At 74.7% G+C, this 16,222-nt stretch carries 13 protein-coding genes; 3 read left to right on the top strand and 10 right to left on the bottom strand.

The genetic code is table 11. The features are described 5' to 3' along the window. Nucleotides 1–175 precede the first annotated feature (175 nt). Together ANAE109_RS19455 and ANAE109_RS19450 are read left to right on the top strand one after the other, a co-directional pair. Nucleotides 176–1,651, top strand: a complete 1,476-nt coding sequence (locus ANAE109_RS19455; protein WP_012098599.1) for a nicotinate phosphoribosyltransferase — start codon at nt 176–178, stop codon at nt 1,649–1,651. A 407-nt stretch (nt 1,652–2,058) separates the two neighbouring features. Beyond that, complete coding sequence (locus tag ANAE109_RS19450; protein ID WP_012098598.1) at nt 2,059–3,147, top strand: HNH endonuclease; 1,089 nt, start codon at nt 2,059–2,061, stop codon at nt 3,145–3,147. 292 nt (nt 3,148–3,439) lie between these two features. On the opposite strand, the gene ANAE109_RS23710 is transcribed toward ANAE109_RS19450, so the two are convergent. Beyond that, a complete protein-coding gene (locus ANAE109_RS23710) occupies nt 3,440–3,766 on the bottom strand; it encodes a PspC domain-containing protein (RefSeq protein ID WP_012098597.1) in 327 nt (108 codons plus the stop codon). 46 nt (nt 3,767–3,812) lie between these two features. Further along, nucleotides 3,813–4,442: a class I SAM-dependent methyltransferase gene (locus ANAE109_RS19440; RefSeq protein WP_012098596.1), complete on the bottom strand. Its 630-nt coding sequence runs from the start codon at nt 4,440–4,442 to the stop codon at nt 3,813–3,815. Nucleotides 4,443–4,537: 95 nt separating this feature from the next. Here ANAE109_RS19440 and ANAE109_RS19435 point away from each other — a divergent pair, with 95 nt between their 5' ends. Next, nucleotides 4,538–5,032, top strand: coding sequence for a GNAT family N-acetyltransferase (locus tag ANAE109_RS19435; protein ID WP_041448526.1), 495 nt, complete (start codon nt 4,538–4,540; stop codon nt 5,030–5,032). Between the two features lie 1,181 nt (nt 5,033–6,213). Here the strand turns inward: ANAE109_RS19435 and ANAE109_RS19430 are convergent. From ANAE109_RS19430 to ANAE109_RS19395, 8 genes are read right to left on the bottom strand one after another with little or no spacing between them, the layout of a single operon-like run. Then, complete coding sequence (locus ANAE109_RS19430) at nt 6,214–6,984, bottom strand: 4Fe-4S binding protein (RefSeq protein WP_012098593.1); 771 nt, start codon at nt 6,982–6,984, stop codon at nt 6,214–6,216. Beyond that, nucleotides 6,981–8,528, bottom strand: coding sequence for an NADH-quinone oxidoreductase subunit C (locus ANAE109_RS19425; protein ID WP_012098592.1), 1,548 nt, complete (start codon nt 8,526–8,528; stop codon nt 6,981–6,983). The genes ANAE109_RS19430 and ANAE109_RS19425 overlap by 4 nt, the downstream gene beginning before the upstream one ends. Nucleotides 8,529–8,532: 4 nt before the next feature. Beyond that, nucleotides 8,533–9,966, bottom strand: a complete 1,434-nt coding sequence (locus ANAE109_RS19420) for a proton-conducting transporter membrane subunit (protein ID WP_012098591.1) — start codon at nt 9,964–9,966, stop codon at nt 8,533–8,535. A 7-nt stretch (nt 9,967–9,973) separates the two neighbouring features. Next, on the bottom strand, nt 9,974–10,621 hold the full coding sequence (locus ANAE109_RS19415) for an NADH-quinone oxidoreductase subunit K (RefSeq protein ID WP_012098590.1): 648 nt from the start codon (nt 10,619–10,621) through the stop codon (nt 9,974–9,976). A gap of 5 nt (nt 10,622–10,626) precedes the next feature. After that, nucleotides 10,627–11,550, bottom strand: a complete 924-nt coding sequence (locus ANAE109_RS19410) for a respiratory chain complex I subunit 1 family protein (protein WP_234945187.1) — start codon at nt 11,548–11,550, stop codon at nt 10,627–10,629. After that, on the bottom strand, nt 11,547–13,511 hold the full coding sequence (locus tag ANAE109_RS19405) for a proton-conducting transporter membrane subunit (RefSeq protein ID WP_012098588.1): 1,965 nt from the start codon (nt 13,509–13,511) through the stop codon (nt 11,547–11,549). Before ANAE109_RS19405 ends, ANAE109_RS19410 begins: the two co-directional genes overlap by 4 nt. After that, the gene (locus tag ANAE109_RS19400) at nt 13,508–15,520 is read right to left on the bottom strand and encodes a proton-conducting transporter membrane subunit (RefSeq protein ID WP_012098587.1); all 2,013 of its coding nucleotides are present in this window, start codon (nt 15,518–15,520) and stop codon (nt 13,508–13,510) included. The genes ANAE109_RS19405 and ANAE109_RS19400 overlap by 4 nt, the downstream gene beginning before the upstream one ends. Continuing rightward, on the bottom strand, nt 15,517–16,215 hold the full coding sequence (locus ANAE109_RS19395; protein WP_012098586.1) for a PTS sugar transporter subunit IIA: 699 nt from the start codon (nt 16,213–16,215) through the stop codon (nt 15,517–15,519). The genes ANAE109_RS19400 and ANAE109_RS19395 overlap by 4 nt, the downstream gene beginning before the upstream one ends. Nucleotides 16,216–16,222: the final 7 nt, after the last annotated feature.

Raw genomic sequence — 16,222 nt, 5'->3', positions numbered from 1 at the left:
GGATGCGCCGGCGGGAGCCGGTGGCCGGGGGGCGGTCACGTCCCGCCGGGCTCTAGGGTGTGCAACGTTCATAGGCGCGTGCGGCCCGGGTTCAAGCGGCGACTCGGGTGCTGCGCCGCGGAGCCGCAGACCGCCGGCGCGCGCCGCGCTACAAGATCGAGTCCCCGGAGGCCCGATGCCCGTCCCCTCGCAGCTCTACCGCCCGTCGCTCGCCCTGCTCACCGATTTCTACGAGCTGACGATGGCGTACGCCGCGTGGAAGAGCGGCCTCACGCGCAAGGAGGCCTGCTTCACCCTCTCGTTCCGCAAGAACCCGTTCGCCGGCGGCTTCAGCGTGGCGGCCGGGCTCGAGCACGTCGTCGACTTCGTGCAGCACCTTCGCTTCGACGCGGAGGACCTGGCCTTCCTGGGAGCGCAGAAGGGGATCGACGGGCAGACCCTCTTCGAGCGCGGCTTCCTCGACGCCCTGGCGGCGCTGGAGCTCGACGTCGACGTGGACGCGATGCCGGAGGGGACGGTCGTGTTCCCGCACGAGCCGCTGGTGCGGGTCGCGGGCCCCATCGTCCCCGCGATGATCCTCGAGACGGCGCTGCTCGCGATCGTGAACTTCCAGACCCTCGTCGCCACCAAGGCCGCCCGCGTCTGCCTCGCGGCGCGCGGCGAGCCGGTGATCGAGTTCGGCCTGCGCCGGGCGCAGGGCATCGACGGCGGCCTGGCCGCGAGCCGCGCCGCGTACGTGGGCGGCTGCGCCGCGACCTCCAACACGCTCGCCGGGCGGCTCTACGGGATCCCCGTGCGCGGCACGCACGCGCACAGCTGGGTCATGCTCCACGGCGACGAGCGGGAGGCGTTCATGGCCTACGCCCGCGCGCTCCCCGCCAACTGCGTGTTCCTCGTCGACACGTACGGCACGCTCTCCGGGATCGACCACGCCATCGAGGCGGGGCGCTGGCTGCGCTCGCAGGGCAAGGAGATGGTCGGCATCCGGCTCGACTCGGGCGACCTCGCCTGGCTGTCGGTCCAGGCGCGCAGGAAGCTCGACGACGCCGGGTTCCCGAAGGCGGTCATCCTCGCCTCGAACGAGCTCGACGAGCACGTCATCCAGAGCCTCAAGGACCAGGGCGCGACCATCTCGATGTGGGGCGTCGGCACGCGCCTCGTCACCGGCATGGGCGATGGCGCGCTGGGGGGCGTGTACAAGCTCGGGGCGGTTCGCGACGGTCCGGAGGGGAGGTGGCAGCCGCGCGTGAAGGTCTCCGACCAGACCGCCAAGACGAACATCCCTGGCGTGCTCCAGGTCCGGCGCTTCCTGCGCGGGGGCGAGTTCGTCGCCGACGCCATCTACGAGGAGGGGGTCGGGATTCCCGCGCCCTGTGTGATCCTCGATCCGCTCGACCCGCTCCGCCGCAAGGAGCTCGAGGCCGACCTGGCCGGCGAGGATCTGCTCGTCCCCGTGTTCCGGCGCGGCCGCCGCGTCTACGATCCGCCACCCCTGCCCGACGTCCGTGCCCGGACCGCCGCGCAGCTCGGGCGCTTCCACGCCGGCGTGAAGCGGTTCATGAACCCGCACCAGTTCCCGGTCGGCCTCGAGCGCGGGCTGCACGAGATGCGCGCCCGGCTGGTGCTCGAGGCGCGGGGCGTGGACGTCTGACGACGGGTCGGGGTCGGGGTCTCTCGATTCATCACATCCCACGGCAACAGCACACGCATGCGGGCAGGTCGGGTGCCGTCGCCCGTACGCGGACGGGGCTCGGGCATCGAGGGGAGAGGCACTCGGTTCCCGGCGCGCCTGTGCCCATCACGCGGTGCGTCTTCACCGGCGTCGGCGCGGTGACTGGGCAGCGGGCAGAGCAGGTCCGAGGAAGTTGCGCGCACGCTCGGCCGACGGCGGAATTCACTCATAGTTCTTGCTGTTTCCAGCGATAGCTCTTGCGAGACACGCGAGTCCCAGTTGCGGTGGGTGAACGTTGCCCTCTTGACGTGGTTCGCCGCGACGCGCGTTCGCACGTCTTCGGCGCGTCGGGAGCACGCTCCTCGCGAGCGCAGGCAGGGCACGCATTGCGCGTCCCGCGCGCCGCGTGGACGGCGAAGGGGCGGGGACGGAAAACGGCGCAGGCGCGATCCTGGTGCGTTTGGGGGTATTGCCTGGAGGTGCTCCACCTGCGCGAGGGCGCGGCCGGGCGACGCATCCAGGCGATGCGGGTGCTGCGCCGGTTCCCCAGCCTCGAGGGCGCGCTTCGGGATGGCCGCCTTTGCATCTCCACCGTCCAGCTGCTCGGCCAGGTGCTGACCGAGGAGAATCTGCCCGACCTCGTCGCCCGGGCCGCGTACCGCACCAAGGCGGAGGTGGATCACCTCGTCGCCTCGCTCCAGGCGCGCACCGCTCCGCGGGCGGGCCTGCGCAAGCTGCCCGACCGCGCTGCAGCCGCGAGCGCGCCGGCGCTGCCGCTGGCGGCAGTGGATGACGGACCTGCCGAGCCGCAGGAGGCGATCCCCGCGCCGGCGGCGGCTGGTGGGTCGCTGCCGCCCACGGTCTCCGCGCTGCCCGACGTTCCCCGCCCGAAGACGCGGGCGGAGACCCGCGCCGTGAGCGAGAGCGGCTGGTCGCAGCGGGTCACCATCGACGCGTCCTGCAAGGAGGACCTCGAGACGCTCACCGCGCTGCTCTCGCACAAGATCCCGGACGGCGATCTCGCGGCGGTGCTCCGCGAGGCCATCCGCTGCGCCATCGAGACGCACGGCAAGCGCAAGGGCGCGGTCGCGCCGCAGCTGCAGCGTCAGCGGAAGGCGGACCGGGACCCACGGCCCTCTGCCGAGCCCGCCGCGCCCACGAGCACGATCCCGGCGATAGTGCGGCGCGAGGTCTGGAAGCGCGACGGCGGACGCTGCGCCTGGGTCGCTCCGGACGGGCGGCGCTGCAACAGCCGCTGGCAGCTGGAGCTCGACCACATCCACCCGCAGGCCCTGGGCGGACCCTCGACGGTCGACAATCTTCGGGTCGCTTGCAAGTCGCACAACATGTTGCATGCCGAGCGGACCTACGGGCGCGAGCACATGGATCGTTTCCGGCGTGAGAGCGTCTCCGAGCGGACGGGGCATGCCGGCACCGCGCCAGCTGCCATTCAGCAGGGCTTGTGGGCAACGTGACCGCGGTCGGCGGAACGGGAGCAAGTCCGGCCGCAGCGCCTTCCGGCGACGCGGCGGATGCGCGGCGACGCCGCCCCTCCGGCCCCCGCGTAGCCGCTTTCCCTCGCTCGTGCTGCTCCCTCGCGCGTGCCCACCGCGGGCGCGCGGTCGGCACCTCGTCCCGAGTCCAGCGCGAGCCGATGTGACGAATGACGGCGTCGGGGTCGGGGTCGGGGTCGCGGTCGGGGTCGCGGTCGAGTTCGGGGTCGCGATCACCCGCCACCCGCCATCCGCCACCGACCCGCCCTCTCCCTCACCCCCGCTGCACCGCCTCCGGCTCCCTCCGCTCGATGGTCGCGGGCGGCAGCGCGAGCGGCTCGAGCGGCATGGCGATCCAGAGCGCGACGTACGCGAGGATCCCCCACCCGCCGAACAGGATCGAGAGCAGGAACACCAGCCGCACCGCGGCGCAGGGCACGCCGAAGCGGTTCGCGAGGCCGCGCGACACGCCGGCGATGATCCGGCCCTCCCGCGCGCGCATCCAGTCGCGCGTCGGCGGCCGCTCGACCATCCAGCTCGTGCAGGCGGCGCAGCGGGTGGCGCCGGGCAGGTTCTCGGTTCGGCAGTAGGGGCAGATCATCTGGGCGGGTCTCCTCCTCGGACGATGCTACGCCGCCCGCGGACGGCTATTTCAGCGGCCGTCCGAACGAGCCCACCCAGAAGCGGTGTCCGTGCGAGAGGGGGACGGTCCGCTCCCGCCGCAGCGGGAGCCCGTAGTGCTCGAAGAGCTGCTCCAGCTCGGCCGGCGGCACGCGCCGCTTCGCCCGCTCGATGAGCCGCAGCGCCTTCGACGGCGCCTCCGGACCGTCCCCGCCGGGCAGCTCCACGATCGTCGTGCAGCTCCCGCCCTCCGCGAGCCACTCCGCGACGCGGCGGACGAGCACCTCCGCGAAGACGTACTCGAGGAGGAGCGGCACGTGCACCAGGTCGAACGCGCCGGGCGCGGCGCGGAACCGCTCCGCCTCGGCGCAGTAGAGCTCCAGCCTCGGCCCGAGGTGGAAGAAGCGCTGCCGGGCGATCCCGAGGTACTGCAGGTTCACGTCCACGCCCACCACGCGCGCCGTGACGGAGGGATCGACGTGCTCGAGGCCGTTGCCGGCCCCGCAGCCGAGGACGAGCAGCCGTCCCGGCTGCGCCGCGAGGTAGGTCTCCTGGAAGATGGCGGCGAGCGCGCCGCGCTGGTCGAGGCCCTCCGGCCCCATGTGCCGCTCGTAGTCGGCGGCCTGCACGACGGTCCACGGATTGGGCGCGCTCATCCGCCCTACCCTAAGCCGAAACGCCCATGGCGGGGAGCGGCCGCCCCCGGGTGCGCCGCGCGCGCACACGGGCAGCGCGTGCTAGCGTCTCTCGGGTGCGCGTGCGGCCCCTGACGGACGTGGATCTCGCGGGCTGCCTCGACCTTTTCGAGGCGGTCGCGCGGGAGGGGCGCTGGCTCGCCACGGAGCCGCCCATCGATCGCCGCGAGGTGTCCGCCCGCTGGCGCGCCCTCGTCGAGACCGGCGAGGGGACGCTGCTGCTCGCCGAGGAGGACGACGGGACGGGGCCCCTCGGGCTCGCCGCGATGGTGGGCCGCTCCTCGCCCGAGCTCGGCATGCTGGTCGCGGAGGGTCACCGCCGGCGCGGCGTCGGCGACGCGCTGCTCGACGCCTGCGTCGCCTGGGCGCGCGGCATCGGCGCGCGCGAGGTGGTGCTCCACGTCTTCCCGCACAACACGGGCGCGGTCGCGCTGTACCGGAAGCACGGCTTCGAGGAGCGGGGCGTCTTGCGGCGCGCGTATCCGCGACGCAGCGGCGAGCGCTGGGACGCCATCCGGATGGTGAAGCCGCTCCAGCCGCCGCTCGGCTGAGACACCGCGACCTCGAGCGCGACCTCGACCGAGACCCGCGGGATCTCCTGAGGCCGGCAACCTGAGAGTAGCGACGGGGCGTCAGCCGCGGCGCGAAGTCGAAGGGCCTCGACTTCGACCCCGACCGCGACGTCGTGAACCGTTCAATCACCGCCGCGCCGGGCTTTGCCCGTCACGGCGGCTGAAGCCCGGTCCAGCTCACTCTTCCTCCACTCTCACTCCCACTCTCTCTGCGCCACCCTTTCCCTTTCAGTCCCTCGACGTCTACCGCTGCGCCCGAGAGCTCGCGGTCCGCGTTCACCAAGACCCCGAGCTCCGCGATCACGCCCCCCGCGCGGCCAAGAGCGCGTTCCTGAACGGCGGCGCGGTGACCCGAGCGAGGGTCACCGCGCCGCTCCCGGTCTAGCGCACCAGCCCCGTCAGCATCGCCACGAGGCGGTCCGCGATCCGGGCGACCTCCTCCGCGTGGGCGGCGGAGGTGTCCCCGCACAGCGCCGCGATCTCGACCGCCGCCGCGGCCTCGACGGTCTCCGCGCGGGCGATGGCGAACGCGCGGGCTTTTGTCGCCCCTCGTCACTCGCCCGGCGCCCTCCGCCGCGTTGAGGCAGGCCGACTTGGCCGAGCGGATCGCCTCGTCACGGAGCTTCGCGTCGCGAATGGGCGAGCCGAGGACGGCGAGGAGCAGGTCACGCGCGACGGCGAACGCGTGGAGCTTGTGGTGAGGAAGGACGGGGACGGGGGAGCGGGAGGAAATGCTGGAGCGGGCTGTGTCTGCAAGGGAAGCGAGGTGGTTGGCCATGGGGCGGCTCCTTTCACCCCCGGAGAAGGAGCCGCCCCATGACCAACGACTGCGAGCCCCCGGACGAAGACCGTCCGCCCGAACGGCGCGTGGCCCCGAGAGCCGCAGGCGCAGTGCCACCCACCGGTGGCACGAGCCTGCCGACCGGCAACAGCGCCGTTCACGAGCAGTGACCGCGACCCCGACCGCGACCCCCGACCCCGACCCGTCGACCCCGACCCGCGACCCGCGACCCGCGACCCCGACCGCGACCGCGACCGCGACCCGCGACCCCGACCCGCGACGCGACCCGCGACGCGACCCGCGACGCGACCCGACGACCCCGACCCCGACGACCCCGACCGCGACGACCTCGCCCGCGACGTGCCGCCCGCCCCGTTCCTCACCCCAACCGCCCCAGCATCCGCAGCATCCCATCGAGGAACGTGATGGGGTGAGGCGGACAACCGGGGACGTAGAGATCCACCCGGACTCCAGGGAGCGCCGCCGCCGCGCCCCCGCACGAGACCGGACTCTCCCGGAACACGCCGCCCGAGATGGCGCAGGCGCCCACCGCGATGACGAGCCGCGGCGCCGGGACCGCCTCGTACGTCTTCTGCAGCGCGAGGCGCATGTTCTCCGAGACGGGGCCGGTCACGACGATGCCGTCGGCGTGGCGCGGCGAGGCCACGAACTGGATCCCGAAGCGGCCCAGATCGAACTGGATGTTCCCGGCGGCGTTCAGCTCCGCCTCGCAGCCGTTGCAGCCCGCCGCCGACACCTGCCGGAGCTTCAGCGAGCGTCCGAACACCCGTCGCATCTCGGCGTCGAGCGCGGCCGCGAGCACCGGCTCGTCGCCGCGCACCACGAGCGCCTCCCTGTCGCGCGCCGCGAGACGGTGGTCGTTCGTGAAGCGCAGCGCGCCTGAGGGGCAGGCCTCGGCGCACTCGCCGCAGAAGAGGCAACGTCCGAGGTCCACCGCCATCGACGCCCGGCCAGGGTCGAGGATCGCCTCGGTCGGGCAGCGCTCCGCGCAGTCGGCGCAGCCGTCCGCGCAGCGCGCCGGGTCGACGACCGGGCGGCCGCGGAAGCGCGCCGGGAACTTCGCCGGACCGTCGGGGAAGGCGACCGTCTGGCGGCCGTAGCCCAGCCTGAACTTGAGGATGTCGATCACAGGTCGTGCCCCGCGTACGACAGGTTGAAGCTCTTGTTGCAGAGCGGGAAGTCGGAGATCTGCCCGCCGCGCAGCGCCATGGCGAGGCCGAGCCAGTTGTGGAAGGAGGGGTCCTTCACCTTGTAGCGCGCGAGCCGCCCGTGCTCGTCGGTCACCGCGACGTGGGCGATCTCGCCGCGCCAGCCCTCCACCATCGAGACCACCAGCGAGCGCGGCGCCAGCGCGCCGGCGGGCTCGCGCACGCCGCTCTCCGGCAGGCTCTCGAGCTGGCTCACGGCGAACGCGGCGCTCCGCTCGCACTCGAGGAGCCGGATCCACGCGCGGGCGAACACGTCGCCGGTGTCCGCGGTGACCACCGGGACGTGCACGAACCGGTAGATGCCGAAGGCGTGATCGCGCCGCACGTCGCGATCGACGCCGCTCGCCCGCGCCGCGGGTCCGACGAGGCCGAGGGCGCGGGCGGTCTCGCGCGAGACGGTGCCGGTGCCCTCGAGCCGGGCGCGCGCGGACGGCGCCTCGAAGAACAGCCCCGCCGCGCGCCGCGTCTGATCCCACGCGCGCCGCACGCGCTCCGCCAGCGCCAGCGCCGCGGGCTCCTCGAGGTCGAAGCGGACGCCGCCGGGCACGAGCAGGCCGCGGCCGAAGCGGTTGCCGCAGATCTCCGCGGTGGCGTTCAGGAACTCGGCGCGGAGCGCGCCGCAGTAGGAGGCGGTCGGCAGGAAGCCGACGTCGCCCGCGAGCGCGCCGAGGTCGCCGACGTGGTTCGCGAGCCGCTCCAGCTCGAGGGCGACGCCGCGGAGCGCCATCGCCCGGGCCGGCGGGGGCCGTCCGGCGAGGGACTCGAGCGCCTTCACGTGCGCGAGCCCGTGGCCGACCACGGTGTCGCCGGCGATCGACTCGACGAGCGCGAGCGACCGCCGGTCGGGGCCGCCCGCGAGCATGGGCTCGATCCCGCGGTGCTGGTACCCGAGGACGATCTCGAGGTGGAACACCTGCTCGCCGTGGCACTGGAAGCGGAAGTGGCCGGGCTCGATGATGCCGGCGTGCACCGGGCCGACCGCGACCTCGTGCACCTCCTCGCCCTCCACCGCGAAGAACGGGTACTCGCCGGGGATGGTCGCCGTCGGATCGCGGCGGCCGAAGGCGTCCCGCACCTGGCGCAGCGGCGGCTCGAAGCGCAGCGGCTTCAGCCAGGGGTGGCCCTCGGGGCGCACGCCGTACTGCTCCGCGAGCTCGCGCTCGAAGGCCTGCGCCGCGGGCGCCTCGGCGGAGAGCGACGGGTACGCGCCGTCCACCACGGTCGACAGGAGCGCGAGCTTCCCCTCCGGATCGTCGGCGAGAACGGCGGTGAGGAGGACGCGCCCCTCGGCCGGGCGCCCGAAGAGCGCGGCGAGCCGGCCGCCGCCGGCGAGCGCCTCGAGGACGAGGGCGCGGAAGCGGGGGACGGCGTGGACCGGCACGGCGCGGGCGTCCAGCGCCTCGCCGTTCCACGCCTCGAGGACGTCGTGCGCGCGCGGCCGCGGATCGTGAAGAGGTTCGTTCATCCGGTCACTCCCAGCGGCCGCCGACGAGGCGGGCCGCGGCGCCGAACAGGTCTCGCAGGCCCTCCGGCAGGAACAGCCCGAGCAGGAGGACGAGCGCCATGAGGGCGAAGGGCGGCGCCGCGGTGAGCCAGCTGTCGCCGGAGTTCGGCACCGGAGGCGCGTCCCCCGGATCGCCCTGCACGACGGCGAGGACCGTCGTCGCCATCCCCACGAAGATGACCGCGAGCAGCGCGAGGAAGAGCCCGCCCACCACGAACCGCCCCTCGCCGAACGCGCCGTTCAGGATGGCGAACTCGCTGAAGAACGGGGAGAAGGGCGGCGAGCCGGTGATGGCCAGGAACCCCGCCAGGAAGAGCGGGCCGGACACCGGGAGCCGCCGCGCCGCGCCGCGGACCTCGTCCGTCGTCTTCGCGCCGAACGCGCGGTGGATGTTGCCGGCGGTGAGGAACAGCACGCCCTTCGTGAGCCCGTTGTTCATCGAGTGGAAGAACGCGCCGCCCGCCGCGGCGCCGCCGAGGCCGACGCCGAGCGCGAGGATGCCCATGTGCTCGACGCTCGAGTACGCCAGCATCCGCTTGAAGTCGCGCTGGCCGACCACGAACACCGCGGCGAGGCCGATGGAGAGCAGCCCCAGGCCGACGAGCGCGTCGCGCGCGAAGGCCTCGTCGCCGGCGGCGCGGGTCACCTGGAACACGCGCACGATGGCGAGGAACGCGAAGTTGGTGAGGCCGCCGGCGAGCAGCGCGCCGAGCAGCCCGGGCGCCTCGCCGTAGGCGTCGGGCTTCCAGGAGTGGAGCGGGGCGAGGCCCATCTTCGTGCCGTAGCCGACGAGCAGGAAGACGAAGGCGGCGCGCACCCACGGCCGCGACAGCGACGGCCCCGCCGCGAGGAGGTCCTCGAGGAGCAGCGAGCGGGGGCCGCCGGGGCCCGCCCCGGACAACGCCAGGAAGAACGTGCCGAGGAGCGCGAGGGCGATGCCGAGGGAGCAGATGAGGAGGTACTTCCAGGTCGCCTCGAGCGAGCGGGCGTTGTGGTTGAAGTAGATGAGCGGCGCGCTCGCGAGCGTGGTCGCCTCGATGGCCACCCAGGACAGCCCGAGGTGCTGCGACAGCGCCACGGTGGTCATGGCGGAGAGGAGGAACAGGAGCCCGCCCACGAAGATGCGGTTGTCGCGGTCGTCGCGCCGCGCCAGGTAGCCCTGCGCGTAGACCGCGGCCGCGACGAAGAGGGCCGTGGTGGTGAGGAGCGCCACCTTCGCCAACGGGTCGAACGCGAGCCAGGCGCCGGCGCGCGCGGGCGGCGGCGCGCCGAACAGGACGGCGATCCCCGCGGCGTGCACGAGCGCGCCCGCGAGGAGCGCCACGGGCCGGCGCCGGTTCGAGGGGATCGCGAGCGCGACGACGGCGAGCGCGAGCGGGGCGACGATGACGAAGAGCATGGCGCGCTCAGTCCTTCAGCGCCGAGAGCTTCTCGGTGTCGAGCGAGGAGAACTCGCGGTTGATGTGGAACATGACGATGCCCATCACGAACACCGCGGCGAACAGGTCGAGCAGGACGCCCGCCTCGACCATCACCGGCATGACGTCGGAGAGGAGCAGGCCGAAGACGTAGACGCCGTTCTCGAGCACGAGGAACCCGAGGACCTGGCTCACCGCCTTCTTGCGGGTGACCACGAGGAGGAGCCCGGCCCAGACCGTGGAGAGCGCCGTGGGGACGAGGAAGGCGTGGGCGCCGGCGGAGGGGAGCGGCAGCCGGCTCGAGAAGGCGAAGGCGAGCGCGACGCCGACGCCGCCGAGCACCATCGACGGCACGAAGCCGACGATGGGCTCCATCTCGCGGCGGATCGACGCCTCGCGGATGGCCCGGAACATGAGCCAGGGGATGAAGGCGCCCTTGATGGCGAGCGCGCCGCCGGCGAGCAGGAGCGCGTGGCCGAGGTGGTGCCCCTCGCCGACGAGGAGGAGGGGGAGGGCGGCGAGCAGCGCCCCCTGGATGGCGACCGTCCGGATCGCCGCGCCGAGGCGGCTCGAGGCCAGCAGGAACAGGTCGATCACCACCACCAGGATGAAGACGAGGTCGACGAAGGAGGCCATCGCGGTCACCGGAGCAGGAGGACGAGCGCGAACACCGAGAGGACCGAGGCGCCCACGAGGAGCTGCGGCACGCGCACGATGCGCAGCCGGGCCATCACCGACTCCACGACGCCGACGGCCACGGCGAAGACCGCGACGCCGAGGAAGAAGAGCGCCTCGGCGGCCAGCGCGCCGTCGCCGCGGCCGAGGACCAGGCGGGAGAGGATCGCGCCGAACAGGAAGAGCTTGAGCGCGGCGCCGTAGAGGATGAAGGCGAGATCCGGCCCGCCGTGATCGAGCACCATCACCTCGTGGATCATGGTGAGCTCGAGGTGGGTGTTCGGGTCGTCCACCGGGATGCGCGAGTTCTCGGCGAGCGCGATGACGAAGAGGCTGATGGCGGCGAGGAGGAGCGCCGGTGCGGCGGTTCCCCACGCGCCGGGCAGCGCCGGGCCGAGCATCCCCGAGAGCGAGAGCGTGCCGGTCGCGCGCGCGAGCACGAGCAGGCACAGGAACAGCGCCGGCTCGGCGAGGCTCGCGAACGTCACCTCGCGGGCGGCGCCCATGCCCTCGAACGCGGAGCCCGTGTCGAGGGCGGCGAGGGCGGTGAAGAAGCGCGCGAGGCCGAGCAGGTACGCGAACAGCACGAAGTCGCCGGCGAAGGAGAGCGCGGCGGGGGCGCCGCCCATGGAGAGGAGCAGCCCGGCCGACGCGACGGCCGCGAGGCCGACGATCGGGCCGGCGCGGAACACCCAGGTCGTCGTCCGGCTGTACACCGCGCCCTTGCGGAGGAGCTTCGCGAGGTCGAAGTAGGGCTGGAGGAGCGGCGGCCCCGCGCGTCCCGCGAAGATCGACTTCGTGCGGTTCACGACGCCGAGCAGGAGCGGCGGCACGGCGAGCAGCGCGGCGAGGTGGAGGAGGGTGCGCAGGAGGAGCATGGGCGGGGTCACCAGACGAATCCCCAGGCGAGGACCGCGACGAGCGTCGCGAGGACGAGCAGCACCTGGAACTGGATGCGGCGCAGGTAGAGGAGGTGGGCCTGCGTCGCGAGCCACCGGACGGCGCGCGCGCCGGGGGCGAGCGCCAGGTCGAGGACCGTGTCCGGCACCTCGGTGTGGAACGCCGCCTCGCCCGGGAAGGGCCCGCCGAGGCGCGGGGGCTCGCCGCGAGGGAAGATCGCCCACGAGAACCGGCGCACGAGCGCCTCCGCGAACGAGGAGCCGGTGTACTGCATGCGCGCGGTCGGCGCCGAGTAGCCGCAGCTCCAGGTCTCGACGCCGGGTGCCCGCGGGGCGCCGAGGCGCCGGCGGAGGAGGACCATCCCGCCGGCCACCAGGAGGAGCGCGGCGGCGACGGCGCTCACCCGCCAGGCCGCGGCGCTCGCGCGCGCCGCGTCGCCGGCGAGGATCGCGGGATCGAGGCGCGACCAGGCCGAGGCTGCCCGCACGAGGGCAGGGAGGACGGCGGCCGGGGCGAGGCCGATGGCGGCGCAGGCGGCGGCGAGGACCGCCATGGGGACGAGCATCGCGCGCGGCGCCTCGTGCGCCGCCCGCGCGTGCGCGGTCCGCGGGCTGCCGAGGAACACGACCCCCACGACCTTCGCGAAGCACGCGGCGGCGAGCCCGCCCACGAGCGCGAGCGCCGGCACGCCCAGCACCGCGAACGCGAGGAGGTCGTCCCCGCCCCGCTCCATCGCGGCCAGGAACCCCAGGTAGACCAGCCACTCCGAGACGAAGCCGTTCAGGGGCGGCAGCCCGCTGATCGCCGCCGCGCCCACGAGGAACAGGGTGGCGGTCGCGCGCATGGGGCGGGCGAGGCCGCCGAGCTGGTCGAGCTCTCGCGTGCCCGTCGCGTGCTGGACGGCCCCCGCGCCGAGGAACAGGAGGGACTTGAAGAGCGCGTGATTCACGACGTGCAGCGCGGCGCCTCCGAGCCCCAGCGCGACGAGCGCGGGCTCTCCCCGCGCCCGCCCGAGGAGGGCGAGGCCCGCGCCGAGCACGATGATCCCGACGTTCTCGACGCTGTGGTAGGCGAGCAGCCGCTTCAGGTCGTGCTGCGCCAGCGCGAACGCGACGCCGAGCACCGCCGAGGCGCCGCCCAGCACGAGGAGCGCCGTGCCCCACGCGGCGGGCGGGGCGTCGAAGAGGCCGGTCACGCGCAGGAGCCCGTAGACGCCGGTCTTGATGAGCACCCCGGACATGAGCGCCGAGACGTGCGAGGGCGCCGCCGCGTGCGCGCCGGGGAGCCAGAAGTGGAGCGGCATGACCCCCGCCTTCATGCCGAAGCCGAGGAGCGCGAGCGCGAAGGCGCCGCGCGCCACCGGCCCCGAGCCGGAGAGCCCCGCCATCCCACCGAGGTCGAAGGTGCCCGTCGCCTGCCGCAGCAGCGCGAAGAGCGCGAACAGCGCGAGGGTCCCGACGTGCGTGGCGGCGAGGTAGACGAAGGCGGCGCGCTGCACCTCCGCTCGCTCGTGGTCGGTGTGGACGAGCAGGAAGCCGCCGAGGGCCATCACCTCCCAGCCCACGAGGAAGACGATCGCGCTCGTCGCGGAGACGAGGAGCACCATCCCGGCCGTGGTCAGGCCGTAGAAGATCTGCAGGCGCACCGAGCGCGCGCCGAGCGCCGCCTGCCGGTGGTAGCCGAGCCCGTAGATCGCGCCGAGCGCCGAGACCGCGCAGATGGGCAGAAGGAAGATCGCCGAGAGGGCGTCGACGCGCAGCCCCAGGCCGGGCGCCGAGACGTCCCCGCCGAGGAGCGCCGCCCCCGCCGCCACCATCCCCAGCGCCGCCCCCGCGCACAGCGCCGCGCACGCGACGGCCTGGCCCGCGGCAGGCCGCGCGCGCAGCGCGGCCGCGGCGAGCCCGCTCGCGGCGGGGAGGGCGACGGCGGCGAGGACGACGGAGATCGTCATGGGCCTCGCCCGTGGAGGAGGAGGAGGGCCGAGAGGGCGAGGACCGCGAGCACCGTGTAGAGGAGCTGCAGGTGCAGGCGCGACTGCTGGAAGCGGCGCAGCCGTCCGAACGCCTCCCCGACCCGGCGGAACGCCGGCTCGAACACGCGCGCGCGGGCCGGATCGTCCGCCTCGAGCGCGAAGCGGGCGGCGCGCGGGAACACGCCCTGGGGGACCTCGACGCGGGCGGTGGGGCGGAGCGGGCGCGGCGCCATGGCCTCGAGCGCGAGCTCGGCGAGGGACGCCGCGGTGTACTGCACGCGCGGGCTCCCTCCCACGAATCCGCAGCCCCAGGTCTCGGAGGCGCGCACGTCCCGGCGCGCGAGGAGGCGCCGCGAGACGAGGTGAGCCGTGACCCCCGCCGCGACGAGCACGGCGAGCCCGAGGCGGAGCGGCCCCTCGAGCGAGGCGACGGCGGGGGCGAGGGCGAGGGCGAGCTGCGCCTCCGGGACGCGCAGGACGAGCGCGGCCGCCGGCGTGAGGAGCGCGAGGGCCTGGCCGGGGAAGAGCGCGACGGCGACGTTCGCGGCGGCGAGGAGGGCGAGCGGCGCGAGGAGGAGCGGGCCGCCCTCGTGGGCCGCCGCCGCCGCCGCGCTGCGCGGGCTGCCGAGGAGCGCCGCGCCGACGAGCCGCGTGAACACCACCGCCGCGAGCGCGCCGACGAGCGCGAGGACGGCGAGCGCGAGGTAGGCGAGCAGGGCGAGCCCCGGGGTCGCGCCGCGGCCGCCGTCGAGCAGCCCGAGGTAGAGGAGCCACTCGGACAGGAAGCCGTTCAGCGGCGGCAGCGCGGCGAGGGCGGCGGCCGCGAGCACGAGCAGGCCCGCGCTCACCGGCATTCGCCGGAGGAGCCCGCCCATCCGCTCCACGTCGCGCGTGCCCGCCCCGTGCACCACCGCGCCGGCGCCCATGAAGGCGAGCCCCTTCATGAGGGCGTGGTTCCACACGTGGAGCAGCGCGCCGGCGACGCCCAGCGCCGCCACCGTGGGGGCGCCGGCGGCGGCGCCGGCGAGGCCGACGCCGAGGCCGAAGGCGACGAGCCCGACGTTCTCGACCGTGGAGTAGGCCAGGATCCGCTTCAGATCGCGCTGCCCGAGCGCGAGGAGCAGCGCCGCCACCGCGCCGAGGAGCCCGACGGCGGCGAGCGCGAGGCCGTGGCCCACCGGCGCGGGCGGCAGGAACGAGAGCGCCCGCAGGATGCCGTAGATCCCCATCTTCACGAGCACGCCGGACATGAGCGCCGACACGTGGCTCGGCGCCGCCGGGTGGGCCTCGGGGAGCCAGACGTGGAGGGGGACGAGGCCGGCCTTCGTGCCGAACCCCACGAGGGCGAAGGCGAACAGGAGCGTCGCCGGGAGCGCGCCGCGGGCGCCGGCGCCGAGCGCGGCGAAGGCCTCGAAGCGGAGCGACCCGGCGGCGTGGCCCAGCGTGAGGAAGAGGGCGAAGAGGAACGCGGCCCCGAGGTGCGAGGCGACGAGGTACGTGCGCGTCGCCATCCGCACCGCCCCGTCCTCGTGCTCGAGCCCGACGAGGAGGAACGACGAGACGGTCATCGCCTCCCAGGCGACGATGAAGAGGAGGGCCTGGCGCGCGGCGACGAGCAGCGCCATCGAGGCGAGGAGGACGTTGAAGGAGAAGAGGAACGCGCCGAGCGAGCGGCGGGCGAGGTGGGCGCGCATGTAGCCCGCCCCGAACACGGCCGCGGCGAGCCCGAGCGCGAAGATCGCCACCGCGAACACCGCCGAGAGCGGGTCGAGCCCGAGCGCGAGCGCGCCGTTCGGCACCCTCCAGGCGGCCTCCCACGCGGCGGGGGGCGCGCGGAGCGCGGGGAAGGCGCCGAGGAGCCCCAGCGCGGACCCGGCGGCGGCGGAGGCGCTGCCGACGGCGAGCGCGAGGCGCGGGCGCGCCGAGAGGGCGAGGGCGGCGGCGCCGCCGGCGAGGAGGAGGACGAGCGCGGCGAGGAAGAGGCTCACCGGGCGCCCCCGGCGCGCTGCGCGGCGATGGCCGCCTCGACGCGCGCGATCTCGGGCACGAGCTCCTCCGCGCCGGCGCGCGCCTCGAGCCGCGCGAGGACGGAGGGGTCGTGCAGCGCCGCGGCGACGAGGGCGAGCAGGTGGAGGTGCACGCGCGTGGACGGGCTCACGAGCGTGACGAGCGTGTGCACGGGCTTCCCGTCGATGGCGCCGAACTCGACCGGCTGATCGAGGTAGCAGACCGCCACCTCCGGCTTCGGGATGCGCAGCACGATCGGGTTGCGGGCGTGGGGGATGGCGATGCCGTTGCCGAGCCCGGTCGAGCCGAGCGCCTCGCGCGCCAGGAGGACCCGGTGGAGGAGGTCGCGATCGGCGGGACGCGGGAGCGGCAGCCGCTCCACGACCGCTCGCAGGATGGCCGCCTTGTCCGCGCCGGCGAGGCCGCGGTGGACGCCGCCGGCCCGCAGCGCGTCCGCGAGGCTCGGCAGCTCCGGGGCCTCCGTCTCGAGCTCGGCGAGGAGCTCGGCGGAGATGGGCACGTTCCGCGCGGCGGCGAACTCCAGCAGATCGATCCGGTTGAGCCGGTACTGGTCGTTCACCCGCGTGGCGTGGAGCTCCCCGCTCTTGAGCCAGCGGTGGAGCGTCGAGTCCGAGACGCCGAGGAGGCGGGCTGCGTCGCGCGTCGTGAGCTGCATCGTCCCT

It is taken from the genome of Anaeromyxobacter sp. Fw109-5 (genome assembly GCF_000017505.1).
In the GTDB taxonomy this organism is placed as follows: Bacteria; Myxococcota; Myxococcia; order Myxococcales; family Anaeromyxobacteraceae; genus Anaeromyxobacter.
Note: the sequence above shows the minus strand (reverse complement) of the source record. Positions and strands in the feature narration are given on the sequence as shown.